Source organism: Pseudomonas sp. A6, from assembly GCF_052367875.1.
Taxonomy (GTDB): Bacteria; Pseudomonadota; Gammaproteobacteria; order Pseudomonadales; family Pseudomonadaceae; genus Pseudomonas; species Pseudomonas citronellolis.
Map to the genome: position 1 here is coordinate 1,559,946 of NZ_CP198970.1, position 21,292 is coordinate 1,581,237.

At 69.8% G+C, this 21,292-nt stretch carries 22 protein-coding genes; 17 read left to right on the forward strand and 5 right to left on the reverse strand.

The genetic code is table 11. From position 1 onward, the window contains the following. The first annotated feature begins 46 nt into the window (after positions 1-46). Positions 47-595 (forward strand): hypothetical protein, encoded by a 549-nt coding sequence (locus tag ACTWJ5_RS07070; protein WP_444437945.1) that lies wholly within the window; start codon positions 47-49, stop codon positions 593-595. A 4-nt stretch (positions 596-599) separates the two neighbouring features. Here the strand turns inward: ACTWJ5_RS07070 and ACTWJ5_RS07075 are convergent, their stop codons facing one another. The 3 genes from ACTWJ5_RS07075 to ACTWJ5_RS07085 form a co-directional block, all read right to left on the reverse strand. Further along, the gene (locus tag ACTWJ5_RS07075) at positions 600-1,226 is read right to left on the reverse strand and encodes a trimeric intracellular cation channel family protein (protein WP_444437946.1); all 627 of its coding nucleotides are present in this window, start codon (positions 1,224-1,226) and stop codon (positions 600-602) included. 246 nt (positions 1,227-1,472) lie between these two features. After that, complete coding sequence (locus tag ACTWJ5_RS07080; RefSeq protein ID WP_043272511.1) at positions 1,473-1,946, reverse strand: YchJ family protein; 474 nt, start codon at positions 1,944-1,946, stop codon at positions 1,473-1,475. Positions 1,947-1,948: 2 nt separating this feature from the next. Next, a complete protein-coding gene (locus tag ACTWJ5_RS07085; protein ID WP_009620689.1) occupies positions 1,949-2,437 on the reverse strand; it encodes a DUF6231 family protein in 489 nt (162 codons plus the stop codon). Between the two features lie 140 nt (positions 2,438-2,577). Between ACTWJ5_RS07085 and ACTWJ5_RS07090 the strand changes: the two genes are divergently transcribed. The 3 genes from ACTWJ5_RS07090 (at position 2,578) to ACTWJ5_RS07100 (ending at position 4,363) form a co-directional block, all read left to right on the forward strand. Continuing rightward, entirely contained in the window at positions 2,578-3,210 is a 633-nt protein-coding gene (locus ACTWJ5_RS07090; RefSeq protein WP_009620687.1) for an OmpA family protein, read from the forward strand. Positions 3,211-3,330: 120 nt separating this feature from the next. Beyond that, positions 3,331-3,606 carry a DUF1145 domain-containing protein gene (locus ACTWJ5_RS07095; protein ID WP_043272512.1) on the forward strand — a complete coding sequence of 92 codons (276 nt, stop codon included), beginning with the start codon at positions 3,331-3,333 and terminating at the stop codon, positions 3,604-3,606. Further along, the gene (locus tag ACTWJ5_RS07100; protein WP_444437948.1) at positions 3,599-4,363 is read left to right on the forward strand and encodes a collagen-like protein; all 765 of its coding nucleotides are present in this window, start codon (positions 3,599-3,601) and stop codon (positions 4,361-4,363) included. Before ACTWJ5_RS07095 ends, ACTWJ5_RS07100 begins: the two co-directional genes overlap by 8 nt. A 36-nt stretch (positions 4,364-4,399) precedes the next feature. On the opposite strand, the gene ACTWJ5_RS07105 is transcribed toward ACTWJ5_RS07100, so the two are convergent. After that, positions 4,400-4,864 (reverse strand): CopD family protein, encoded by a 465-nt coding sequence (locus ACTWJ5_RS07105; RefSeq protein WP_444437950.1) that lies wholly within the window; start codon positions 4,862-4,864, stop codon positions 4,400-4,402. A gap of 374 nt (positions 4,865-5,238) precedes the next feature. Between ACTWJ5_RS07105 and dinG the strand changes: the two genes are divergently transcribed. The 6 genes from dinG (at position 5,239) to ACTWJ5_RS07135 (ending at position 14,456) form a co-directional block, all read left to right on the forward strand. Then, on the forward strand, positions 5,239-7,383 hold the full coding sequence (gene dinG / locus ACTWJ5_RS07110; protein WP_444439549.1) for an ATP-dependent DNA helicase DinG: 2,145 nt from the start codon (positions 5,239-5,241) through the stop codon (positions 7,381-7,383). Between the two features lie 88 nt (positions 7,384-7,471). Next, positions 7,472-9,760, forward strand: a complete 2,289-nt coding sequence (locus tag ACTWJ5_RS07115; protein ID WP_444437952.1) for a beta-galactosidase — start codon at positions 7,472-7,474, stop codon at positions 9,758-9,760. A gap of 107 nt (positions 9,761-9,867) precedes the next feature. Further along, a complete protein-coding gene (locus ACTWJ5_RS07120; RefSeq protein ID WP_253408517.1) occupies positions 9,868-11,013 on the forward strand; it encodes a serine hydrolase domain-containing protein in 1,146 nt (381 codons plus the stop codon). A 265-nt stretch (positions 11,014-11,278) separates the two neighbouring features. Continuing rightward, positions 11,279-12,067 (forward strand): OmpA family protein, encoded by a 789-nt coding sequence (locus tag ACTWJ5_RS07125; protein ID WP_074976634.1) that lies wholly within the window; start codon positions 11,279-11,281, stop codon positions 12,065-12,067. A gap of 83 nt (positions 12,068-12,150) precedes the next feature. Then, positions 12,151-12,798, forward strand: a complete 648-nt coding sequence (gene pdxH, locus ACTWJ5_RS07130) for a pyridoxamine 5'-phosphate oxidase (RefSeq protein ID WP_074976631.1) — start codon at positions 12,151-12,153, stop codon at positions 12,796-12,798. Positions 12,799-13,316: 518 nt separating this feature from the next. Continuing rightward, complete coding sequence (locus ACTWJ5_RS07135) at positions 13,317-14,456, forward strand: glycerate kinase (protein WP_444437955.1); 1,140 nt, start codon at positions 13,317-13,319, stop codon at positions 14,454-14,456. Here the strand turns inward: ACTWJ5_RS07135 and ACTWJ5_RS07140 are convergent. Next, positions 14,441-14,677, reverse strand: a complete 237-nt coding sequence (locus ACTWJ5_RS07140) for a hypothetical protein (protein ID WP_009620668.1) — start codon at positions 14,675-14,677, stop codon at positions 14,441-14,443. The genes ACTWJ5_RS07135 and ACTWJ5_RS07140 overlap by 16 nt on opposite strands. Before the next feature lie 185 nt (positions 14,678-14,862). On the opposite strand from ACTWJ5_RS07140, the gene ACTWJ5_RS07145 reads away from it, so the two are divergent. From ACTWJ5_RS07145 to ACTWJ5_RS07175, 7 genes are all read left to right on the forward strand, one after another. Further along, positions 14,863-15,327: a glycine zipper 2TM domain-containing protein gene (locus ACTWJ5_RS07145; RefSeq protein ID WP_009620666.1), complete on the forward strand. Its 465-nt coding sequence runs from the start codon at positions 14,863-14,865 to the stop codon at positions 15,325-15,327. A gap of 214 nt (positions 15,328-15,541) precedes the next feature. Further along, positions 15,542-18,337, forward strand: coding sequence for a monovalent cation/H+ antiporter subunit A (locus ACTWJ5_RS07150; protein WP_444437957.1), 2,796 nt, complete (start codon positions 15,542-15,544; stop codon positions 18,335-18,337). Next, complete coding sequence (locus tag ACTWJ5_RS07155) at positions 18,337-18,669, forward strand: Na+/H+ antiporter subunit C (RefSeq protein ID WP_009620662.1); 333 nt, start codon at positions 18,337-18,339, stop codon at positions 18,667-18,669. The genes ACTWJ5_RS07150 and ACTWJ5_RS07155 overlap by 1 nt, the downstream gene beginning before the upstream one ends. Beyond that, positions 18,666-20,165, forward strand: coding sequence for a monovalent cation/H+ antiporter subunit D (locus ACTWJ5_RS07160; RefSeq protein WP_444437959.1), 1,500 nt, complete (start codon positions 18,666-18,668; stop codon positions 20,163-20,165). The genes ACTWJ5_RS07155 and ACTWJ5_RS07160 overlap by 4 nt, the downstream gene beginning before the upstream one ends. Further along, a complete protein-coding gene (locus ACTWJ5_RS07165) occupies positions 20,162-20,662 on the forward strand; it encodes a Na+/H+ antiporter subunit E (protein ID WP_444437961.1) in 501 nt (166 codons plus the stop codon). The genes ACTWJ5_RS07160 and ACTWJ5_RS07165 overlap by 4 nt, the downstream gene beginning before the upstream one ends. Then, positions 20,647-20,916, forward strand: a complete 270-nt coding sequence (locus ACTWJ5_RS07170; RefSeq protein WP_043272521.1) for a K+/H+ antiporter subunit F — start codon at positions 20,647-20,649, stop codon at positions 20,914-20,916. Before ACTWJ5_RS07165 ends, ACTWJ5_RS07170 begins: the two co-directional genes overlap by 16 nt. Next, the gene (locus tag ACTWJ5_RS07175; protein WP_444437964.1) at positions 20,913-21,242 is read left to right on the forward strand and encodes a Na+/H+ antiporter subunit G; all 330 of its coding nucleotides are present in this window, start codon (positions 20,913-20,915) and stop codon (positions 21,240-21,242) included. The genes ACTWJ5_RS07170 and ACTWJ5_RS07175 overlap by 4 nt, the downstream gene beginning before the upstream one ends. Positions 21,243-21,292 lie beyond the last annotated feature (50 nt).

Below are 21,292 nucleotides of genomic sequence, written 5' to 3' on the forward strand. Positions count from 1 at the left end.
TACTGGGCCGCCCGTCGGCAGACGGGAGAACACAGGAGTGTGATGGATGAGCCGTTTCGAAATCGTCTTTTCCGGTCAGACGCTTCCAGGCGCCGATCCGGAAGCGGTGAAGGCCAACCTGGCCAAGCTGTTCCAGGCCGATGCGCAACGCATCGCCCTGCTGTTTTCCGGCCGCCGCCTGGTGCTGAAGAATAACCTCGACGCCGCCGCCGCCGACAAGTACCGCGCCGCTCTGGAACGGGCCGGCGCGCGCGTCGAGGTGGTGGACATGGCCCCCGCGGTGGAGGAGATCGAACTGGCCCCGCCGCCCGCCGCCGAACCCGCTCCTACCCCGGCACCGGCCGCGGCTACGCCGGGACGGCTGAAGGTAGCCCCGCGCGACGAGTACATGGCGGCCTTCGCCGAGGTAGACGCGCCGGACTTCGGCCTGGCCCCGGTGGGCGCCGACCTGCAGGACGACAAGGCCGAGCCGCATGCGCCGCAGGTTGACCTCAGCCAGTTCAGCCTGGCGCCGGTGGGCAGCGACATGGGCCAGGCAAAGGCGGACCCCGCCGCGCCGGCGCCCGACACCAGCCATCTGAAGCTGGCCGACTGAGCGCTCAGCCGTTCTGCTGGGGATCGTCCTTGTAGACGAACTTGGGCATTTCCCAGTGGAAACGGATCGCCAGCAGGCGGAACAGGAAGCCGGCGAACAGGGTGATCAGCATGGCCTGCTCGTTGGGCAGGTCCAGCTGGATGCAGATCAGGTAGCACCAGGCGCTGGCGAAGGACACGCTGGCGTACAGCTCGCGGCGGAAGATCAGCGGCACGTCGTTGCAGAAGATGTCGCGCAGGATGCCGCCGAACACCCCGGTGATCACCCCGCTGACCGCGGCGATCAGCAGGCTGTGGCCCATCTCCAGGCCGACCTGGCAGCCGATCAGGGTGAAGGCCACCAGGCCGATGGCGTCGAGTACCAGGAACAGCGAGCGCAGGTGACGCATCAGCGGCGCGATGAACACCGTGACCAGCGCGGCGCCGGCGGTGAGCGCCAGGTATTCCGGGTGGCGCACCCAGGTCAGCGGGTAGTGCCCCAGCAGCATGTCGCGCATCGAGCCGCCGCCCAGGGCGGTGACGCAGGCCACCAGCACCACGCCGAACAGGTCCATGCTGCGGCGCCCGGCCGAAAGCGCGCCGGTCATGGCTTCGGCGGTGATGGCGATGATGTAGAGGACGGTCAGCAGCATGGCGAGGGGCCCGCGAAAAAGCGCGCATTCTAGCCGATGGGCCCGATGCACCCAATGGGTGCATGCGGTGTCCCTCTTTAGGTGGGAACGAATCCTTCGCTATCCACGCCCGCCGGAAAGCCCTGGCTACAGGTGCAAGAGAAGCTCTGACGTAGGATGGGTTGTTGCGATACCCATCACCATGGCCCGATGGGTATCGCTTCGCTCAACCCATCCTACGAGGCACGCCCCGGTGCGTCCGCCGTGTCAACCGATCCACGGCCCGCAGCATTTCTTCAGCTTGCCGCCGGCGCCGCACGGGCAGGGATCGTTGCGGCCCAGCTTGAGCGGCACCGTCGGGTCGAGGAAATACCAGCGGCCGTCGCGCTGGACGAAGCCGGAGCATTCGCGGTGGCTGTGCTCGCCGTTGGCGTCGTGCCAGCGCGCGGTGAAGGTGACGCGGGCATGCTCGGGCGTGCCGCCGAGCACCTCGTGGCTTTCCACCTCCAGGCCCAGCCAGGTGCTGCCCAGGCTCCAGGCGCGGATGGCCTCCAGGTCCAGGCCGGGCTGCTGGGCCGGCAGCGTGGTGTCGCGCAGGTAGTCCACCAGGCCCAGGGCGTAGGCGCTGTAGCGCGAACGCATCAGCGCCTCGGCGGTGGGCGCCGGCTGGCCGGCGTGCAGGCGGCCGCAGCAGTCCGCCAGGGACAGGCCGCTTCCACAGGGGCAGCAGGGCTCGGTCATGGTCACCACCAGTACTTGCCGAAGTTTTCCGGGTTGGCCCAGAACTTGGCGTTCAGCCAATCCGGGACCTGCTTGTATTCACGCAGATCGTAGGTGAACAGCGTGAGTGTCTGATCGTCGCGCTGGAAGCGTTCGCTGGCCTGCATGCCCAGGGCGTAGAAGTCGATTTCGGCGACGCCGGCCTCGGCCAGGTCGACCAGCACGGCGACGCGGCTGCTGTTGAGGTTGCGGATGCCGCCGACCAGTTGCAGCGCCGCGCGCCGCTCCAGGTGTTCCAGGCAGTCGGCCAGCAGCGCCAGGTCGTAACGCTGCGCCGCCAGTTCCGCCGGCAGCTCGCCTGCGGCGGCGCCGTGCACCTGGCAATCGGGGTGGGCCTGGCGGAAGGCTTCCACGGCGGGAATGCCGCTGGCGCCTACCAGCAGCAGGCGTTGCGGGGCGTAGCGGTCGAGCAGGGCGGCCAGCGCCTGCTGGGGCGTGCGATCGGAAATCATCGGTGTGCGGAAACTCTCGTTCGGAATGCGCAGAGACTAGCCTGTGAACCCCTTCATGGCCTAGTGCTGGCGTATTCGTGCATCGCCGTCTTTACTCGGTAATTGTCGGTTCAGACCCATCTCACAGGAGAGACTGATATATGAGCATCAAAAGGACCGCTTTACCCCTGCTGCTGGTAAGCACGCTGCTCACCGGTTGCGCAGGGTTGCAGAAGTCCGACTGGCCGACCTGCGCATTGGTCGGTGGTGTAGGGGGCGCTGGCCTGGGCTCCATCGAAAGCAGTGCCTGGGCGGGCTGGGGCGCGCTGATCGGCGGCGTGCTCGGCGCGTCCTACTGCTGGGTGCATGGCGAAGGCGAGAAGGTGGTCGAGGCGCCGCCGCCCGCACCGGCTCCCGAACCGGCTCCGGCACCGCTGCCGAAGGAAGAGACCATCGTGGTCAGGGACCTGCACTTCGCCTTCGACTCGTCGAAGATCGACAACCGTGACAAGGACAAGCTCGACACCATCGCCACCCGCCTGAAAGAGGAAGCCTCCACCACCACGCTGGATATCTCCGGCCACACCGACAGCGTCGGCACCGACGCCTACAACCAGAAACTGTCCGATCGCCGCGCCCACGCGGTGGCCAACTACCTGGTGGATGCCGGCGTGCCTGCCAGCAGCATCAAGTCGGTGGAAGGCTACGGCGAAAGCAAACCGGTCGCCGACAACAAGACCAAGGAAGGCCGCGCGGAAAACCGTCGCGTGGAAATCCTGATCAAGCGCCAGTGACACCCGGCGTGTGCTGAAGCGAAAGGGGCCTTTGCGCCCCTTTCGTGTTTCCGCCGCCTATGGAAATCGTCACCGCCTCCGGAGTATGGTGCCGGCACAAGAAACCGGGGGAGCATCTACATGAAGGCTTTTGTGGGGCTGGGCAAGCTGGTTGCCCTGTTGTTCTGGCTGGCGGTGCTGGCCAATCTGCTGCATCCCTTCGCTCATCCGTTCGCGACCCTGCTGAAGGTCGCCGGGGGCCTCATCCTGCTGATCCACATCCTTGAACTGCTGGCGCTCGGCGCACGCCTGAAGGGGCGTTCGTCCCCCTGGCTGGACCGCATCCAGGTCCTGCTGTTCGGCATCTTCCATTTCCTCTCGCTGCCGGCACCGGTCAAGGAGGGCGGTCATGCGTAAGCTGCTGTTGGGCCTGATGCTGCTGGCGCCGATCGAGGCCGCCAGCGCCGCTTCGGTGCAGGTGGAGGCCAATACCGTGCTGCGCCTGCCGGTGAAGGGCGAGTCCCTGAGCCTGGAACACGTCCGCGTGGCGGAGGGCGGCGCGCTGCTGATCCCGTCGCGGGTGAAGGTGCTGCACATCGACGAACTCGACCTGCAGAAGAACGCCCGCCTCGGCGTGTTCCCCGGCGAGCAGCCGCTGCGCATCGAGGTGGCCCGCGGGCACCTCGCCGATGGCAGCGTGATCGCCGCCCAGGGCGCTGCCGGCAGCTTCCACCGCCCGGCCAGCGCCGGCCGCACCCTGACCCTGCGCCTGCAGGACGTGCAGGTGGAGAACCTGCTGGTCGACGTGCGCGGCGGCGTCGGCGCGCCGGGCTACGACGGCCTCGACGGCGCCAATGCGCGCAGCGGCGGTTGCCTGTGGGGCGGCGCGGAGCAGGGCGGCGACGGCCAGGACGCCGGCGACGGCCAGACCGGCGGCGCCGGCGGCGTGGTGCGCCTGGAAGTGCCCCAGCAATTCCCCGTGGAGTCGGTCAAGGTGCGCCTGGAAGGCGGCGCCGGCGGTGCCCCGGGCCAGCCGGGCAAGGCCGGCGCGCGCAGCGGCGAAAAGGGCTGCCTGCTGTACTCGGTGGACGGTGGCAAGGCCGGCCACGACGGCAACGCCGGCAAGCCCGGCCCCAGCGGCGCCCAGGGCCGTCTGGACGTCGTGCGTTTCTGATTGAAACCGGCGCGGGCCCGCGGCCCGCGCCAATGTTCACCAGTGCGGGCGCGCGGCGACTATCGCCACCAGCGCCATGCCCAGCAGCAGGTTGCCGCCCACGGTGCGGCGGACTCGCCCCAGCACCGCGCCGCCGGCGGGCCAGTCGGACGCCTCGATGGCACGGCGCAGCTCCGGCAATTGCAGCGCCTGCACCCGCAGGAACAGCGCCAGCATCGCCACGTACAGCCCCATCATCACCTGCACGTAGCGCGGCGCGCCGGCCACGCCGTTGAAACTCAGCTGCAACATGCCGATACCAGTCACCGGCAGCACCAGCACCGCCACCCAGACCCAGACGAAGAAGCGCCGGAACACCTCGGCCCACAGCTTCAGCCGCGCCGGCGCATCCAGCGCGGCGACGGCCGCAGGCCGCAGGATCATCCAGGCGAAGAACATCCCTCCGACCCAGACCAGGGCGGCCAGGACGTGCAGGGCGTAGACGGGGGCAAAGGCGGTCATTCGGCGATCTCCGCTGGCGGTTGAAAATAAGCGCGCTATCATAGCCGGCCCACAGGGTCTGTTGACGTTTTGTCGCGAGCCGCGTTGCAGCGACAAATGGCGCCAGGCTAGGCGCGGGACGCAGGCAATGGCGCTCCCTTGGCAAGTCCCGCAACGACGCATGGCGCCATTTGCCGCGCAACCCGAAGGGACGGGCCCTTTTTTGCGTGGTGCCGCGTTACTCGTCGTTCATTTGGAATGACCAAACCGCTCTCCTCGCGCCTTGCCCTACGCAAAAAATGGCTCCGTCGCGGTCGTGACAAAACGCCAACAGACCCTGCTACCACTGAAAATTTATCCAGCATCGGGATGTATCCCGCATGCCCGGGAATTCCATGCTCAGCAACGAACTCAAGGCCACCATCCAGGGCGCCTATACGCGCTTCCTGGAAGCCAAGGAACTCAAGCCGCGCTACGGCCAGCGCCTGATGATCGCCGAAGTGGCCAAGGTCCTGGGCACCATCGAGACCGACGAGGAAGGCCATCGCACCGGCGAGGCCGCGGTGGTGGCCGTGGAGGCCGGCACCGGCACCGGCAAGACCGTGGCCTACAGCCTGGCCGCCATCGCCTGCGCCAAGGCCGCCGGCAAGCGCCTGGTGATCGCCACCGCCACGGTGGCGCTGCAGGAGCAGATCGTCCACAAGGACCTGCCCGACCTGCTGCGCAACAGCGGCCTGGCCTTCAGCTTCGCCCTGGCCAAGGGCCGCGGCCGCTACCTGTGCCTGTCCAAGCTCGACCACCTGCTGCAGGAAGGCCAGGCGCAGAACGCCACGGCCCAGCTGTTCGAGGAAGAAGGCTTCCGCATCGACGTCGACGAGAGCGGCACCAAGCTGTTCAACCAGATGATCGAGCGTCTGGCCGGCAACCGCTGGGACGGCGACCGCGACTCCTGGCCCGAGGCCATCGAGGACGCCCACTGGGCGCAGCTGACCACCGACCACAGCCAGTGCACCAACCGCCACTGCCCGAACTTCCAGCAGTGCGCCTTCTACAAGGCGCGCGAGGGCATGACCAAGGTCGACGTCATCGTCACCAACCACGACCTGGTGCTGGCCGACCTGGCCCTGGGCGGCGGCGCCATCCTGCCGGACCCGCGCGAGACCCTCTACGTCTTCGACGAAGGCCACCACCTGCCGGACAAGGCCATCGGCCACTTCGCCCACTTTACCCGCCTGCGCGCCACCGCCGACTGGCTGGGGCAGGTGGAGAAGAACCTGACCAAGCTGCTGGCGCAGAACCCGCTGCCCGGCGACCTCGGCCGGCTGATCGAGCAGGTGCCGGAACTGGCCCGCGAACTGCGCACCCAGCAGCAGTTCATGTTCACCGCCTGCGAGGAGATCGGCGACTTCCGCGCCGGCGAGGACATGGAAGGCCGCGAGCGCCCGCGCCACCGCTTCGTGGGCGGGGTGGTCCCCGAGCACATCCGCGAGATGGGCATCGAGCTGAAGAAGGGTTTTTCCAAGCTCACCGACCTCTTCACCCGCCTCACCGAACTGCTCAAGCAGGCCATGGACGGCGAGGGCACCGCCGGTGTCGCCAGCTACCAGGCAGAGGAGTGGTACCCGCTGTTCGGCAGCCTGCTGTCGCGCGCCCAGGGCAACTGGGAACTGTGGACCGCCTTCACCTGCGAGGACCCACAGGACAGCCCGCCCATGGCGCGCTGGCTGACCCTCGCCGAGAGCGGCAGCTTCTACGACATCGAGGCCAACGCCAGCCCGATCCTCGCCGCCGAGACCCTGCGCCGCAACCTGTGGAACGTGGCCTACGGCGTGCTGGTGACCTCCGCCACCCTGACCGCCCTGGGCACCTTCGACCGCTACCGCATGCGCGCCGGCCTGCCGCGCGCGGCGGTCACCGCCGTGGTGCCCAGCCCCTTCCACCACGCCGATGCCGGCCTGCTGCGGGTGCCGGACCTGAAGGCCGACCCGCGCGACGCCGCTGCCCACACAGCGGCCATCGTCCGCGAGCTGCCGGCCATGGTCGAAGGCGCGCGGGGCACCCTGGTGCTGTTCGCCTCGCGGCGGCAGATGCAGGACGTGTTCGACGGCCTAGAGCGCGACTGGCGCAAGCGCGTGCTGATCCAGGGCAACCTGTCCAAACTGGAGACGCTCAACAAGCACAAGGCCCGCGTCGACGACGGCGAGCCCAGCGTGCTCTTCGGCCTGGCCAGCTTCGCCGAGGGTGTCGACCTGCCGGGGGCCTACTGCGAGCACGTGGTGATCGCCAAGATTCCCTTCGCGGTGCCGGACGACCCGGTGGAGGCGGCGCTCTCGGAGTGGATCGAGGCGCGCGGCGGCAACCCCTTCATGGAGATCGCCGTGCCCGACGCCTCGCTGCGCCTGGTGCAGGCCTGCGGGCGCCTGCTGCGCACCGAGCAGGACCGCGGCACCATCAGCCTGCTGGACCGCCGGGTGGTGACGCAGCGCTACGGCAAGGCCATCCTCAACGCCCTGCCGCCGTTCCGCCGCGAGATCGCCTGAGGCGTGCGGCACCCGTAACAGGGGACGGCGCGCCGTCCCAGGTCGCAAACCCCGGTGGCGCCCGGCGCTGCCCCAAGGACAAGGTTGCATGCGTTCATCCCGTTGGCATCTGCCCCTGCTGTTCAGCCTGAGCCTCGCCTGCGCCCCGCTGTGGGCCGCGCCCAGCGACGACACCCTGTTCAACTTCGTCAAGCCGATGGCCGTGGTCGGCGTCGGCCTGCAGGACGCCGACCTGCCCAGCTCCACCGCCGAGGCCACGCCCGAGGGCGAGATCCTGCGGCGGGTGAAGTTCCATCCGGCGGCGCGCCCCACGCTCACCCTCAAGCCCGCCAGCGGCAGCTGGGACTGGTCGCGGGCCGACGCCATGAGCCTGCGCATCCAGAGCGCCATGGACTGGGCGCTGACCCTGGAGATCGATATCGACAACCTCGACGGCACGCCGGGCCTGCACGCCAGCGTCGCGCTGCCCGCCGGCCCGGCGCAGACCCTGCTGGTGCCGCTGCAGGCCACCGCGCCGCAGCTGTTCGGCATGCGCGCCGGGGTGCCGATGCCGATGAGCCTCGACGGCCAGCGCGTGCTCATCGCCCCGGTGGTCACCGGCGAGCTGCAGCGCAACAAGGTCGGCGCGGTGCGCATCTACCTGAACGCCCCGAAGGCGGCCCAGGACATCCTCGTCGGCCGCTTCGGCACCCGTTCCGGCGGCGACGAGCTGCGCAAGGCCTACACCGGCATCATCGACGCCTACGGCCAGTCCACCCGCAGCGACTGGCCGGAGAAGGTCAAGAGTGTCGAGCAACTGGCCAACGCCTGGAAGGCCGAAGGCGAGCAACTGAAGAAATGGCAGGCCCAGGCGCAGCCCACCGACACCTTCGGCGGTCTGCTGGAAGGCCCGGACTTCCAGGCCACCGGCTTCTTCCGCACGGAGAAGCGCAACGGCCGCTGGTGGCTGGTGACGCCGGACGGGCACCCGTACTGGTCCCTGGGCGTGAACACGGTGAACAGCGAAAGCAGCCAGACCTACGTCGAAGGCCGCGAATACATGTTCGCCGAGCTGCCCGCCGAGGGTGAGCCGCTGGCCGACTTCTACGGCCAGAGCGACGACCGCGACGGCGTCGGCGCCCAGCAGGGCAGGGCCTTCGGCCACGGCCGCTGGTACGACTTCTACGCCGCCAACCGCTACCGCGCCACGGGCGGGCTGAGCGGCCAGCCGGCTGCTGACGCCTGGCTGGAGCGCACCCTGGCGCGCCTCGACGCCTGGGGCTTCAACGGCCTGGGCAACTGGAGCCAGCCGGCTTTCGCCGGCGCCTCGCGGATACCCTACAGCCTGCCGCTGGCCATCGGCGGCGACTACGCCACGGTCAGCACCGGCTACGACTGGTGGGGCGCCATGCCCGACCCCTTCGACCCGAAATTCGCCATGGCCGCCGAGCGCGCCATCGCCATCGCCACCCGCGACCACCGCGAAGACCCCTGGCTGCTCGGCTACTACGCCGACAACGAACTGGCCTGGGCCGGACAGGGCAGCGAGCCGCGCAACCGCTACGCGCTGGCCTTCGGCACCCTGGCGCTGTCCACCGACAGCCCGGCCAAGCGCGCCTTCATCAAGCAACTGAAGGACAAGTACCACGAGCACGAGGCCCTGGCCGAAGCCTGGGGCGTCGAGCTGGGCGCCTGGGAAGACCTGGACGCGCCGGGCTACCAGGCCCCCGCGGTGCAGGCGGAACACCCGGCCATCGAGCAGGACTACAGCGCCTTCCTGCGCCTGTACGCCGACCAGTACTTCAAGACCCTGCGCGACTCCCTCAGCTGGCACGACCCCAACCACCTGCTGCTGGGCGGTCGCTTCGCGGTGAACACCCCCGAGGCGCTGGCCTCCTGCGCGCGGTATTGCGACCTGCTGAGCTTCAACCTCTACGCGCCGACGCCGCAGCAGGGCTACGACGCCGCCTACGTGCGCAGCCTCGACAAGCCGGTGCTGATCAGCGAATTCCACTTCGGCTCGCGCGACCGCGGGCCGTTCTGGGGCGGGGTTTCCGAGGTGTACAACGAGCAGCAGCGCGGCGAGCGCTACCAGCAGTTCCTCGCCGCCGCGGTGAAGGACCCGCAGATCGTCGGCGCGCACTGGTTCCAGTACCTCGACCAGCCCGCCAGCGGCCGCCTGCTCGACGGCGAGAACGGCCACATCGGCCTGGTCGGCATCACCGACCTGCCGTTCGCCGGCTTCATCGACGCGGTGCGCAAGGGCAACCAGCAGGTGATGAAGGCCATGCTGGAACAGGCCCGTGCCGCCGCCAAGGCAGCGCCCGAGGCGCCCACCCCGCGGGTCGACCCGGACGCCACCGCCAGCGCCGCACAGGACGTGCCGGCCGCGCAATAGAACGGCATTCGCCGCGGCCATGATGGCCGCGGCCCTACCCAGGTCGGGTTCACAAGCCGGCGGGGTGCTGGAAGAATGCGCCTTTCGTCCCCAGTCCGGAGTGCCCCATGACCCTGCAAGGCCATTGCGACAGCCGCTTCACCCCCGTAGCCGACGCCTTCGCCGCGCTCTTCGAGGACCCGCAGGAACGAGGCGCCGCGCTGTGCATCCAGGTCGGCGGCGAGACCCTGGTGGACCTCTGGGCCGGCAACGCCGGCAAGGACGAAGGCCAGGCCTGGCAGGCCGACACCATCCTCAACCTGTTCTCCTGCACCAAGACCTTCGCCGCCGTGGCCGCCCTGCAACTGGTGGGCGAGGGCCGCCTGGAGCTGGACGCCCCGGTGGCGCGCTACTGGCCGGAGTTCGCCGCCGCCGGCAAGCAGGCCATCACGCTGCGCCAGTTGCTCTGCCACCGCGCCGGGCTGCCGGCGCTGCACCAGATGCTGCCCGCCGAGGCGCTGTACGACTGGCAGGCGATGACCGCCGCGCTGGCCGCCGAAACGCCCTGGTGGACGCCGGGCAGCGAGCATGGCTACGCGCCCATCACCTACGGCTGGCTGATCGGCGAGGTGATCCGCCGGGTGGATGGCCGCGAGCCCGGCACCGCCATCGTCGAGCGCACCGCCAAGCCCCTGGGGCTGGACTTCCACATCGGCCTGGACGACGCCGAGTTCCCGCGCGTGGCGCACATCGCCCGGGCCAAGGGCAACCTCGGCGACGCCGCGGCGCAGCGCCTGCTGCGCACCCTGATGAGCGAGCCGAGCGCCCTGAGCACCCGCGCCTTCACCAACCCGCCGTCGATCCTCACCAGCACCAACAAGCCCGAGTGGCGGCGCATGCAGCAGCCGGCCGCCAACGGCCACGGCAATGCCCGCGCCCTGGCCGGTTTCTACGACGGCCTGCTGCAGGGCAAGCTGCTGGATGCCGCGCTGCTCGCCGAGTTGACCTGCGAGCACGCCCGCGGCGAGGACCGCACCCTGCTCACCGGCACCCGCTTCGGCCTGGGCTGCATGCTCGACCAGCCGGAACTGGCCAACGCCACCTACGGCCTCGGCCCGCAGGCCTTCGGCCACCCCGGCGCCGGTGGCTCGGTGGGCTTCGCCGACCCCGAGCGCAGCCTGGCCTTCGGCTTCGTCACCAACACCCTCGGCCCCTACGTGCTGATGGACCCGCGCGCCCAGAAGCTGGCGCGCATCGCCGGCGACTGCCTGTAGGCGCCCCGGGCCAGACGCCGCGCAGCGCCTGGCCGACGAAGCGGCGGAACCTTCCGCCGCGGCTCCGCTCGAATGGCGACTTCATGGGGAAACCGCGCCGGGTTTCGTCGCGTTTTTTCCCCCGCTGCTACGGCCGGGGTTCCACCGCTCGTCAGTTGAAGAGCAAAATGCCCATTTCCCTTAGTAAGTTATGTTCGAATCTTGATTCGCGACATTAACTTGTGTCCGTCCCTGTTGCCCAAGACCGTCCAATGGAATTCCGCCCATGAGACTGCTCAAGCTTTCCACCCTGACCCTCTGCGTCACCCTCGGCGCCTGCAGCCACTTCCAGTCCCAGGACGCCGCCGCGCCGGCGCCTAGCCAGGCCAAGGCCGACGGCGGCAGCCACTGGTGGTGGCCGTTCGGTAACACCGAAGCCAGTGCCCAGACCGAGACCAAGGCTCCCGCCGCGGTGCCCAAGCCGGTGGTGGCCCAGGTGGACGCGGCCACCGACAAGTCCGCCGGTGGCCACTGGTGGTGGCCCTTCGGCGATTCCGCCTCGGCCCAGGCCAAGGCCGACAACCCGGTGGCCGCGCCCAGCGCCCAGGACACCAAGGCCTGGCTGGACCAGCACGAAGCCGCCGTGCGCGCCGCCGTGGCCGGCAGCAAGTTCAGCGTCGAACGCCGCGACAACGCCCTGGTGCTGACCGCGCCGGTGGACGGCTCCTTCAATCCCAAGCGCCAGGAACTGCTGCTGCCGATCACCCTGGCGCCGCTGGCCAACGTCGCCAAGATCGTCGAGAAGGACCCGCAGGCCGGCGTGTTCATCCTCGGCCACAGCGACAGCAGCGGCGACAAGGCGGCCAACGACAAGGTCAGCCAGCAGCGCGCCGTGGCCATCGCCGCGATCTTCCGCCTGAGCGGCCTGGGCAACGACCGCCTGCGCTACAAGGGCGTGGGCGACGCGCAACCGATCGCCGACGACAAGACCAAGGCCGGCCGCGCCAAGAACCGCCGCGTCGAAGTCATGCTGACCCCGCGTGGCGGCCTGCTGGCCCTGGCCCAGAGCAACTGAAGCAGCGCGGCGCTTGTCGCCGGTCAAGCAATCTCGCCTGCCACTGGTTAAGCTAATGCACTGGCTTTTTCGAGGAGACGACGATGGCCCAGACCCTGGCCGACATGCGCCGCGAATACACCCGGGACGGACTCTGCGAGGCCCAGGCGCCCGCGGAGCCCTTCGTGCTGTTCCAGCAATGGTTCGAGGACGCGGTGAAGACCGAGCAGTTGCCGGTCGAACCCAACGCCATGACCCTGGCCACGGTGGACGCCGACGGCCAACCGCATTGCCGCGTGCTCCTGCTCAAGGGGCTGGACGACCGCGGCTTCACCTTCTTCAGTAACTACGACAGCGCCAAGGGCGACCAACTGGCGGCCAACCCGCGCGCGGCCATGACCTTCTTCTGGCCGGCGCTGGAGCGCCAGGTGCGCATCGAAGGCCGGGTGGAGAAGGTCTCGCCGGAAGAGTCCGACGCCTACTACCGCGTGCGCCCGCTGGGCAGCCGCCTGGGCGCCTGGGCTTCGCCGCAGAGCCGGGTGATCGGCAGCCGCGAGGAGCTGGAACGGCTGCTGGCGGAAACCGAGAAGCGCTTCATGGACGTCGCCCCGCACTGCCCGGACCACTGGGGCGGCTACCGCCTGCTGCCGCAGCGCATCGAATTCTGGCAGGGCCGCCCGAGCCGCCTGCACGACCGCCTGAACTACCGTCTGGTGGACGGCGCGTGGCAGCGCGAGCGCCTGGCGCCCTGATCCCGCACGGTGCTTTTCGTAGGATGGGTTGAGCTTGCGAAACCCATGCGGTCACAGTGATGGGTATCGCTTCGCTCAACGCCATCCTACGGCGGCTCGTACAAAGCTCCGCGCCCTCCTATGTAGGAGCGCGCCCTGCGCGCGATTCGCGGGCAGGGCCCGGCGGTCACGGCTTCTCGTAGGAGCGAGCTTGCTCGCGAATGAGCCCCGCAGCGGAGTCTGTTCGCGAGCAAGCTCGCTCCTACGAAGAACATCCCAGCGCGGCCTGCAAGACAGTTGCTCCTACAGGTGTAGGGCGTACAACCGTTCGCGGTTGTACGCCGTTACACCCATCCCAGCATCGACACCATGGTCGAGCCGAACCCGCAGTCCGCCCCGGCTCCCGGCATGAGTCCGAGTGGGATACGGCCAAGGTCAAGCGGCGGATAACCGCGAACGGTTATCCGCCCTACGCCAACCCTTTCCTCCGCTGCACGGCGTTGTAGGATGCCCCCTACATACCGACACCGGACCCGCCCATGAAACTCGTCATCGCCCCCGATTCCTTCAAGGAAAGCCTGTCCGCCCCCGAGGTCGCCGCCGCCATCGCCCGCGGCTGGTCGCGGGCGCGGCCGCTCGACGAGATACTGCTGCGGCCCATGGCCGATGGCGGCGAGGGCACCGTGGATGCGGTGCTGGCGGCCACCGGTGGCGAGCGCCGCGAATGCGCGGTGCGCGGGCCGTTGGGTGCGCCGGTACAGGCCCACTGGGGCTGGCTGGAGGAGGGCGCCGCGGTGATCGAGATGGCCGCCGCCAGCGGTCTGCACTGGGTCGCCCCGCAGCTACGCGACGCCACCCGCACCACCAGCTACGGCACCGGCGAGCTGATCCGCGCGGCGCTGGACGCCGGCGCGCGCAAGATCATCCTCGGGCTCGGTGGCAGCGCCACCAACGACGGTGGCATGGGCCTGCTGCAAGCCCTGGGCGTACGCTTCCTCGACGAACGCGGCGAGCCCCTGGGCGACGGCGGCGCGGCGCTGGCCGGACTGCACGCGATCGACCTGGCTGGCCTGGACCCGCGCCTGGCCGGGGTCGAAGTGGAAGTCGCCGCCGATGTGAACAATCCGCTGTGCGGCGAGCATGGCGCCTCGGCGGTGTTCGGCCCGCAGAAGGGCGCCAGCCCCGAGCAGGTCCGCCAGCTCGATGCCGCGTTGGCGCGCTACGCCGAAGTCGCCGCGCGCACCCTCGGCCAGGACCACAGCCTGTTCCCCGGTGTGGGCGCGGCGGGTGGCCTGGGCTTCGCCGCGCGGGCCTTCCTCAGGGCGCGCTTCCGTCCCGGCGTGGAGCTGGTGGCCGAGGTTTCCGGCCTGGCCGAGGCGCTGCGGGGCGCGGACCTGGCGATCACCGGCGAGGGCCGCCTGGACGAGCAGAGCCTGCACGGCAAGACGCCCATCGGCGTGGCTCGGCTGGCACGGGAGGCAGGGGTTCCGTTGATCGCCCTGGCCGGCAGCCTGGGCAAAGGCTATGGTCGCTTGCACGAGGCGGGCATCGCCGCGGCCTTCAGCCTGGTCCCGGGGCCGATCAGCCTGGCCGAGGCCATGGCCGGCGCCGCGGGCGAACTGGAGGCGCGCGCCGAGGAACTGGCGCGCCTGTGGAGCCTGGCTCAGCCGGCGCGGTAGTCGTCGGCGGCGCGCTGCAGCCAGGCCGGCAGCTCGCTGCGCGACACGCCTTCGTCGCGGGCCAGTTGCAGGCACTGCAGCAGGTACTCGCGCTTGTGCGGGTCGTCGCCGGCCAGCGACAGCGCCAGGTCGCGGTCCATCCAGCGGCGGATGCGCACGAACAGCCACCAGTGGAAGTACAGGCCGGCGGCGGTGGTGACGACGATGATGAAGTAGTCCATGGGCCTTCCTCGTGGGGATGCTGACCTTACCCCAGGCGGGATGGGGGAATGAACGCGCGCTTTTGCCGCAGCTGTCGGAAGAGGCTGTACGGCGGCTGAATCGAACGAAAACTTTGACCTGGCCGGCGTGACAGCAAGTGGCGCGGCAGAGTCTAATATTCACATATCTATCCGGAGGTTCCCGTATGCGTAAATCCGCCTTCCTGCTCGCCGGTTTCACTGCAGTGGCCCTGGCCCTCGGCGGCTGCCAGTCCAGCCTGACCGGCGACACCTACAGCCGTGACGAGGCCCGCACCGTGCAGAACGTGCGCTGGGGCACCATCGAAGCCCTGCGTCCGGTGAAGATCGAGGGCACCAAGACGCCGATCGGCGCCGCGGCGGGCGCCGCCGTGGGCGGCATCGGCGGCAGCGCCATCGGTGGCGGCAAGGGCAGCTACGTGACCGCCATCATCGGCGCCGTGGCCGGCGGCCTGCTGGGCGCGGCCACCGAAGAGGGCCTGACGCGCACCCAGGGCGTGGAGATCACCGTCCGCGAAGACGACGGCAGCTCCCGCGCCTACGTGCAGGAAGTCGACCAGGGCGCCATCTTCCGCGTCGGCGAGCGCGTGCGCATCCTGACCGTCAACGGCACCAGCCGCGTTTCCCACTGATCGGCCCGCCCCGCCCGCCTGGGCGGGAGCGTTTCCTGGCGCGCGACACCGGTTTCCGGTGTCGCGCGCTATCGTTTCCGGGTAGCGCTTTTTCCCGCGCCCAGCCTTTCGTAATAGTTCTATCCAAGACGCGCATTCGATAGATATGGATAATCGCCCGGTTCCATGGCTTTCCTGGTAAGTCAGCCATGTCTGAAGGATTAAGGAGAAGGTGATGATGCTGGCGCTGTTGATCGCGCTGCCTTTCCTGGGCTGTTGCCTGCCGGCGCTGTTCGAGCGCCTGGGCCGCAACGCCTGCGCCGCGGCGGCGGCCGTCGCGCCCTTGCTGGGCCTGGGGATTCTGTTCGGCCAGCGCGGCGTGCTCGGCGGCGAGCGGCTGCTGGCGCGCTACGACTGGCTGCCGGAGCTGGGCCTGAACCTCAGCCTGCGCCTGGACGGCCTGGGCTTCCTGTTCGCCCTGCTGATCCTCGGCATCGGCCTGCTGGTGATCCTCTACGCCCGCTACTACCTCTCCGAGCGCGAGCCCACCGGGCGCTTCTACGGTTTCCTGCTGCTGTTCATGGGTTCCATGCTCGGCGTGGTGCTCAGCGAGAACCTGCTGCTGATGCTGGTGTTCTGGGAGCTCACCAGCCTGTCGTCGTTCCTGCTCATCGGCTTCTGGAGCCACCGCTCCGACGCCCGCCGCGGCGCGCGCATGGCCCTGGCGGTCACCGGCGGCGGGGGCCTGGCGCTGCTCGCCGGCATCCTGCTGATCGGCCAGGTGGTGGGCAGCTTCGAGCTGAGCGACGTGCTCGCCGCGCGCGAGGTGCTGCAGGCCAGCGCGCTGTTCCCGCTGATCCTGGTGCTGGTGCTGCTGGGCGTGTTCACCAAGTCGGCGCAGTTCCCCTTCCACTTCTGGCTGCCCCACGCCATGGCGGCGCCCACGCCGGTGTCGGCCTACCTGCACTCGGCGACCATGGTCAAGGCCGGGGTGTTCCTGCTGGCGCGCCTGTACCCGGCGCTGGCCGGCAACGACCTGTGGTTCTACCTGGTCGGCCTGACCGGCCTGGCGACGCTGCTGCTGGGCGCCTTCCTGGCGCTGTTCCAGAACGACCTCAAGGGCCTGCTGGCCTACTCGACCATCAGCCACCTAGGCCTGATCACCCTGCTGTTCGGCCTGGATTCGCCCATGGCCAACGTCGCGGCGATCTTCCACATCATCAACCACGCCACCTTCAAGGCCTCGCTGTTCATGGCCGCCGGGATCATCGACCACGAGACCGGCAGCCGCGACATGCGCCGCATCAACGGCCTGTGGAAGTACATGCCGCACACCGCGGTGCTGGCGATGGTGGCTTCCGCGTCCATGGCCGGGGTGCCGCTGCTCAACGGCTTCCTCAGCAAGGAGATGTTCTTCGGCGAGACCCTCTCGCAGAACATGGCCGGCGCCTTCAACTGGCTGATCCCGACCCTCGCCACCGTGGCCACGCTGTTCTCGGTGGCCTATTCGGTGCGCTTCATCCACGACGTGTTCTTCAACGGCGAGCCGGTCGACCTGCCGAAGACGCCCCACGAGCCGCCGCGCTACATGAAGGTGCCGGTGGAGGTGCTGGTGGGCCTGTGCCTGCTGGTGGGCATGGCCCCGGCCTGGACGGTGGCGCCGCTGCTGTCGGCAGCCGCCTCGGCGAGCCTGAACGGCGCGCTGCCGGCCTACAGCCTGGCGATCTGGCACGGCTTCAACGCGCCGCTGGCGATGAGCCTGATCGCGCTGGTCGGCGGCATCGCCCTGTACCTGCAGCGGCGGCCGCTGTTCGCCTGGTTCGCCGGCTTGCCGGCGGTGGACGCCAAGCAGGTGTTCGAGGCGCAGGTACAACGCCTGGCGCGCTTCGCCCGTGGGCTGACCGGGCTGCTGGAGAACGGCTCGTTGCAACGCTACGTGCTCTGGCTGCTGCTGGCGGCCGTGGTGGTGGTCTGCGCCGGCCTGGCGGGCCTGCCCGCGCTCGCCGGCAGCCGCGCCTTCGTCGAGGTCGACGCCGTCACCGCCCTGTGCCTGGCGCTGCTGGCCCTGGCCGGGCCGCTGACCGTCGTGTTCCACCGCCAGCGCCTGGTGGCGCTGGTGCTGCTGAGCATCTCCGGGCTGTTGGTGGCCCTGGCCTTCGCCCGCTTCGCCGCGCCGGACCTGGCGCTGACGCAGCTGGCGGTGGAAGTGGTGACCATGGTGCTGCTGATGCTCGCGCTCTACTACCTGCCGCAGCGCACGCCGCGGGAAAGCAGCAGCCTGCGCGGCCTGCGCGACTTCCTGGTGGCCGTCGCCTGCGGGGTGATGGTGGCGCTGCTGGCCTACGCGGTGTTCAGCCGGCCCTACGACAGCATCGCCGGCTACTACCTGCAGCACAGCGTTTCCGGCGGCGGCGGGCACAACGTGGTGAACGTCATCCTGGTCGACTTCCGCGGCTTCGACACCCTGGGCGAGATCAGCGTGCTGGCCATTGCCGCGGTGGGCATCTTCGCCCTGCTCGACGGCCTGCGCCTGCCGCGCCGCGCGCGCGACGCCGAGGGCCTGGCCTGGTCGGCCGACGCCCACCCGCCGATCCTCGCCACCCTGGCCCGGCTGTTGCTGCCGCTGGCCCTGCTGGTGGCGGTGTTCATCTTCCTGCGCGGGCACAACCTGCCGGGCGGCGGCTTCATCGCCGGGCTGGTCACCGCGGTGGCGCTGATCCTCCAGTACATCGCCTGCGGCAGCCGCTGGGTGCATACCCGCCTGCCGCTGAACTACTCGCGCACGGCCGGCCTGGGCGTATTCGTCGCCGGCCTCACCGGCCTGGGCAGCTGGGCCTTCGGCTATCCCTTCCTGACCTCGTCCTTCGGCCACTTCCAGCTGCCGCTGGTGGGCGAGTTCGAGCTGGCCACGGCCATGCTCTTCGACCTGGGCGTCTACCTCACCGTGGTGGGCGCGACCCTGCTGATCCTCGCCGGCCTCGGCGAACTGAACGCGCCGCCGCAGCCGGCGCCGGCCAAGGAGGCCCGCTGATGGAAGCGCTGTTCGCCATCACCCTCGGCCTGCTCACCGCCAGTGGCGTGTACCTGCTGCTGCGGGCACGCACCTTCCCGGTGGTGCTGGGCCTGACCCTGATCTCCTACGCGGTGAACCTGTTCCTCTTCGCCATGGGCCGCCTGGCCGGCGAGCCGGCGGTGCTGGGCCAGGTGGCCAACCCCGGCGACCCGATCCCGCAGGCGCTGGTGCTGACCGCCATCGTCATCGGCTTCGCCATGACCGCCTTCGTCATAGTCCTGGCCCTGCGCGGCCTTGCCGAGACCGGTGACGACCATGTCGACGGCAAGGCGCGGGAGGACGGCGAATGAATCACCTGCTGATCGCCCCGGTCCTGCTGCCGCTGTTCGCCGGCTGCCTGCTGCTGCTCGCCGGCCATGCCTCACGCGCCGCGCGGGGCATCTCGCTGCTGGCCACCCTGGCGCTGCTGCCGCTGGCCGCGCTGCTGCTGCAACAGGCTGCCGGCGGCCAGGTGCAGTTCTACGCCCTGGGCAACTGGCAGCCGCCATTCGGCATCATCCTGGTGCTCGACCGCCTGAGCGCGCTGATGCTGCTGGCCAACGCGGTGCTGGCCAGCTTTGCCTTGCTGTACGCGCTGCGCGGCGACGACCGCCGCGGCAAGCACTTCCACGCGTTGTTCCAGTTCCAGCTGCTCGGCCTCAACGGCGCCTTCCTCACGGGCGACCTGTTCAACCTCTTCGTGTTCTTCGAGATCCTGCTGATCGCCTCCTACGCGCTGCTGCTGCACGGCGGCGGGGCAGGGCGGGTGCGCGCCGGCGTGCACTACGTGGTGCTCAACCTGGTGGGTTCGGCGTTCTTCCTGATCGCCGTGGGCACGCTCTATGGCGTCACCGGCACCCTGAACATGGCCGACATGGCCGTCCGCGTAGCCCAGCTGGGGGCGGCCGACGCGCCGCTGGTGCGCGCCGCGGCGCTGCTGTTGCTGGTGGTGTTCGGCCTCAAGGCGGCGTTGCTGCCGCTGTACTTCTGGCTGCCGCGGGCCTATGCCGAGGCCAGTGCGCCGGTGGCGGCGCTGTTCTCGATCATGACCAAGGTGGGCATCTACTCGATCCTGCGGGTGTACACGCTGATCTTCGGCGACCACGCCGGCGAGCTGGCCAACCTGGCCCAGGCCTGGCTGTGGCCGCTGGCCCTGGCCGGCATCCTGGTCGGCACCTTCGGGGCGTTGGCGGCGACGCGCCTGCAGGGCCTGCTGGCCTACCTGGTGGTGATTTCCGCCGGTACCCAACTGGCGGTGCTGGCGCTGGGTTCCGCGCAATCCCTGGCGGCGCTGCTGTTCTACCTGCTGCACAGCACCTGGGTGGTGGGCGGGCTGTTCCTGCTCGCCGACCTGATCGCCCGCCAGCGCGGCGACAAGGCCGGCCTGCTGGTGCAGGGCCCGGCGCTGCTGCAGCCACAGCTGCTGGGCGCGCTGTTCTTCGTCGGCGCCATCGCGGTGGCCGGGCTGCCGCCGTTCTCCGGCTTCTTCGCCAAGCTGCTGATCCTGCGTTCGGCCAGCGGCGGCGAGGCGCTGGCGCTGTGGGCGGTGGTGCTGGGCAGCGGCCTGCTGGTCACCGTGACCCTCAGCCGCGCCGGCAGCGCGTTGTTCTGGAACACCGGGCGCAGCGTCCTCGGCAACGCCGAGCGTGACCCGCTGCGCCTGCTGGCGGCGGTGGCGCTGCTGGCTGCGGCCGTGCTCCTGGTGCTGTTCGCCAAGCCGCTGCAGGCCTACCTGCAGGCCACCGCCGAGCAGTTGCTGGACGTCGACCTCTATCGCCGGGCGATCCTGTCTGGAGGTGGCGCATGATCCGCCGCCTGCTGCCGCATCCGCTGCTCAGCCTGTGCCTGCTGCTGGGCTGGGTGCTGCTGGTCGATGACTTCTCCTTCGGCCACTGGCTGCTCGGCGCCGGGCTCGGCCTGGCCTTGCCGCTGCTGTGCCGCGACATGCTGCTGGCGCCGCTGCGCATCCGCCGCCCGGGCCCGCTGCTGCGCTTCATCGGCCTGGTGCTGTACGACATCGTCATGGCCAACCTGCAGGTCGCGCGCCTGGTGCTCGGGCCCACCAGCAAGCTGCAGCCGGGCTTCGTCGAGGTGCCGCTGGAACTGCGCGAGGATTTGCCCATCGCCATCCTCGCCAGCGTCATCACCCTGACCCCCGGCACGGTCTCCGCCGACCTCAGCGCCGACCGCCGCAGCCTGCTGGTGCACGGCCTGGACGTGCCCGACCCGCAGGCCCTGGTGGCGGACATCAAGGCGCGCTACGAGGCGCCGCTGAAGGAGGTGTTCGAATGCTCGCCTACGTGATCCCGCTGTGCCTGGCGCTGATCGCCCTGGCCCTGCTGCTGACGGTGGCGCGCCTGGTGCGCGGGCCGAGCGCGGCCGACCGTATCCTGGCGCTGGACACCCTGTCGGTGGAGGCCATCGCGCTGATCCTGCTGTACGGCCTGTGGAGCGGCAGCGGCCTGTACTTCGAGGCGGCGTTGCTGATCGCGGTGATGGGTTTCGTCAGCACCGTGGCGCTGTGCAAGTTCCTGCTGCGTGGAGACATCATCGAATGAGCCTGTTGGTGGAAATCCTCGTCAGCGCGCTGTTGCTGGGCGGCAGCCTGTTCGCCCTGCTCGGCGCCCTGGGCCTGTACCGCCTGCCGGACTTCTACACGCGCCTGCACGCGCCGACCAAGGCCTCGACCCTCGGCGTGGGCGGCGTGGCGCTGGGTTCGCTGCTGTACTTCAGCACCAGCGGCAACGGCGTGAGCCTGCACGAGGTGCTGATCACCCTGTTCCTGTTCATCACCGCGCCGGTCAGCGCCCACCTGCTGGCCAAGGCCGCCATGCAGGCGCGCCTGCCGCGCACCCCGCGTACCCGTGGGGAGCCTTGGGAGTAGGGCTCCCGGCTGCGCCGGGGTGCTTTTCGTAGGATGGGTTGAGCCTTGGC

What these genes read in the sequence shown, in the direction of transcription:
- ACTWJ5_RS07070 (WP_444437945.1), top strand. Translation starts at nt 47, where the DNA reads ATGAGCCGTTTCGAAATCGTCTTTTCCGGTCAGACGCTTCCAGGCGCC.
- ACTWJ5_RS07075 (WP_444437946.1), bottom strand. Translation starts at nt 1,226, where the DNA reads ATGCTGCTGACCGTCCTCTACATCATCGCCATCACCGCCGAAGCCATG.
- ACTWJ5_RS07080 (WP_043272511.1), bottom strand. Translation starts at nt 1,946, where the DNA reads ATGACCGAGCCCTGCTGCCCCTGTGGAAGCGGCCTGTCCCTGGCGGAC.
- ACTWJ5_RS07085 (WP_009620689.1), bottom strand. Translation starts at nt 2,437, where the DNA reads ATGATTTCCGATCGCACGCCCCAGCAGGCGCTGGCCGCCCTGCTCGAC.
- ACTWJ5_RS07090 (WP_009620687.1), top strand. Translation starts at nt 2,578, where the DNA reads ATGAGCATCAAAAGGACCGCTTTACCCCTGCTGCTGGTAAGCACGCTG.
- ACTWJ5_RS07095 (WP_043272512.1), top strand. Translation starts at nt 3,331, where the DNA reads ATGAAGGCTTTTGTGGGGCTGGGCAAGCTGGTTGCCCTGTTGTTCTGG.
- ACTWJ5_RS07100 (WP_444437948.1), top strand. Translation starts at nt 3,599, where the DNA reads ATGCGTAAGCTGCTGTTGGGCCTGATGCTGCTGGCGCCGATCGAGGCC.
- ACTWJ5_RS07105 (WP_444437950.1), bottom strand. Translation starts at nt 4,864, where the DNA reads ATGACCGCCTTTGCCCCCGTCTACGCCCTGCACGTCCTGGCCGCCCTG.
- dinG (WP_444439549.1), top strand. Translation starts at nt 5,239, where the DNA reads ATGCTCAGCAACGAACTCAAGGCCACCATCCAGGGCGCCTATACGCGC.
- ACTWJ5_RS07115 (WP_444437952.1), top strand. Translation starts at nt 7,472, where the DNA reads ATGCGTTCATCCCGTTGGCATCTGCCCCTGCTGTTCAGCCTGAGCCTC.
- ACTWJ5_RS07120 (WP_253408517.1), top strand. Translation starts at nt 9,868, where the DNA reads ATGACCCTGCAAGGCCATTGCGACAGCCGCTTCACCCCCGTAGCCGAC.
- ACTWJ5_RS07125 (WP_074976634.1), top strand. Translation starts at nt 11,279, where the DNA reads ATGAGACTGCTCAAGCTTTCCACCCTGACCCTCTGCGTCACCCTCGGC.
- pdxH (WP_074976631.1), top strand. Translation starts at nt 12,151, where the DNA reads ATGGCCCAGACCCTGGCCGACATGCGCCGCGAATACACCCGGGACGGA.
- ACTWJ5_RS07135 (WP_444437955.1), top strand. Translation starts at nt 13,317, where the DNA reads ATGAAACTCGTCATCGCCCCCGATTCCTTCAAGGAAAGCCTGTCCGCC.
- ACTWJ5_RS07140 (WP_009620668.1), bottom strand. Translation starts at nt 14,677, where the DNA reads ATGGACTACTTCATCATCGTCGTCACCACCGCCGCCGGCCTGTACTTC.
- ACTWJ5_RS07145 (WP_009620666.1), top strand. Translation starts at nt 14,863, where the DNA reads ATGCGTAAATCCGCCTTCCTGCTCGCCGGTTTCACTGCAGTGGCCCTG.
- ACTWJ5_RS07150 (WP_444437957.1), top strand. Translation starts at nt 15,542, where the DNA reads ATGATGCTGGCGCTGTTGATCGCGCTGCCTTTCCTGGGCTGTTGCCTG.
- ACTWJ5_RS07155 (WP_009620662.1), top strand. Translation starts at nt 18,337, where the DNA reads ATGGAAGCGCTGTTCGCCATCACCCTCGGCCTGCTCACCGCCAGTGGC.
- ACTWJ5_RS07160 (WP_444437959.1), top strand. Translation starts at nt 18,666, where the DNA reads ATGAATCACCTGCTGATCGCCCCGGTCCTGCTGCCGCTGTTCGCCGGC.
- ACTWJ5_RS07165 (WP_444437961.1), top strand. Translation starts at nt 20,162, where the DNA reads ATGATCCGCCGCCTGCTGCCGCATCCGCTGCTCAGCCTGTGCCTGCTG.
- ACTWJ5_RS07170 (WP_043272521.1), top strand. Translation starts at nt 20,647, where the DNA reads ATGCTCGCCTACGTGATCCCGCTGTGCCTGGCGCTGATCGCCCTGGCC.
- ACTWJ5_RS07175 (WP_444437964.1), top strand. Translation starts at nt 20,913, where the DNA reads ATGAGCCTGTTGGTGGAAATCCTCGTCAGCGCGCTGTTGCTGGGCGGC.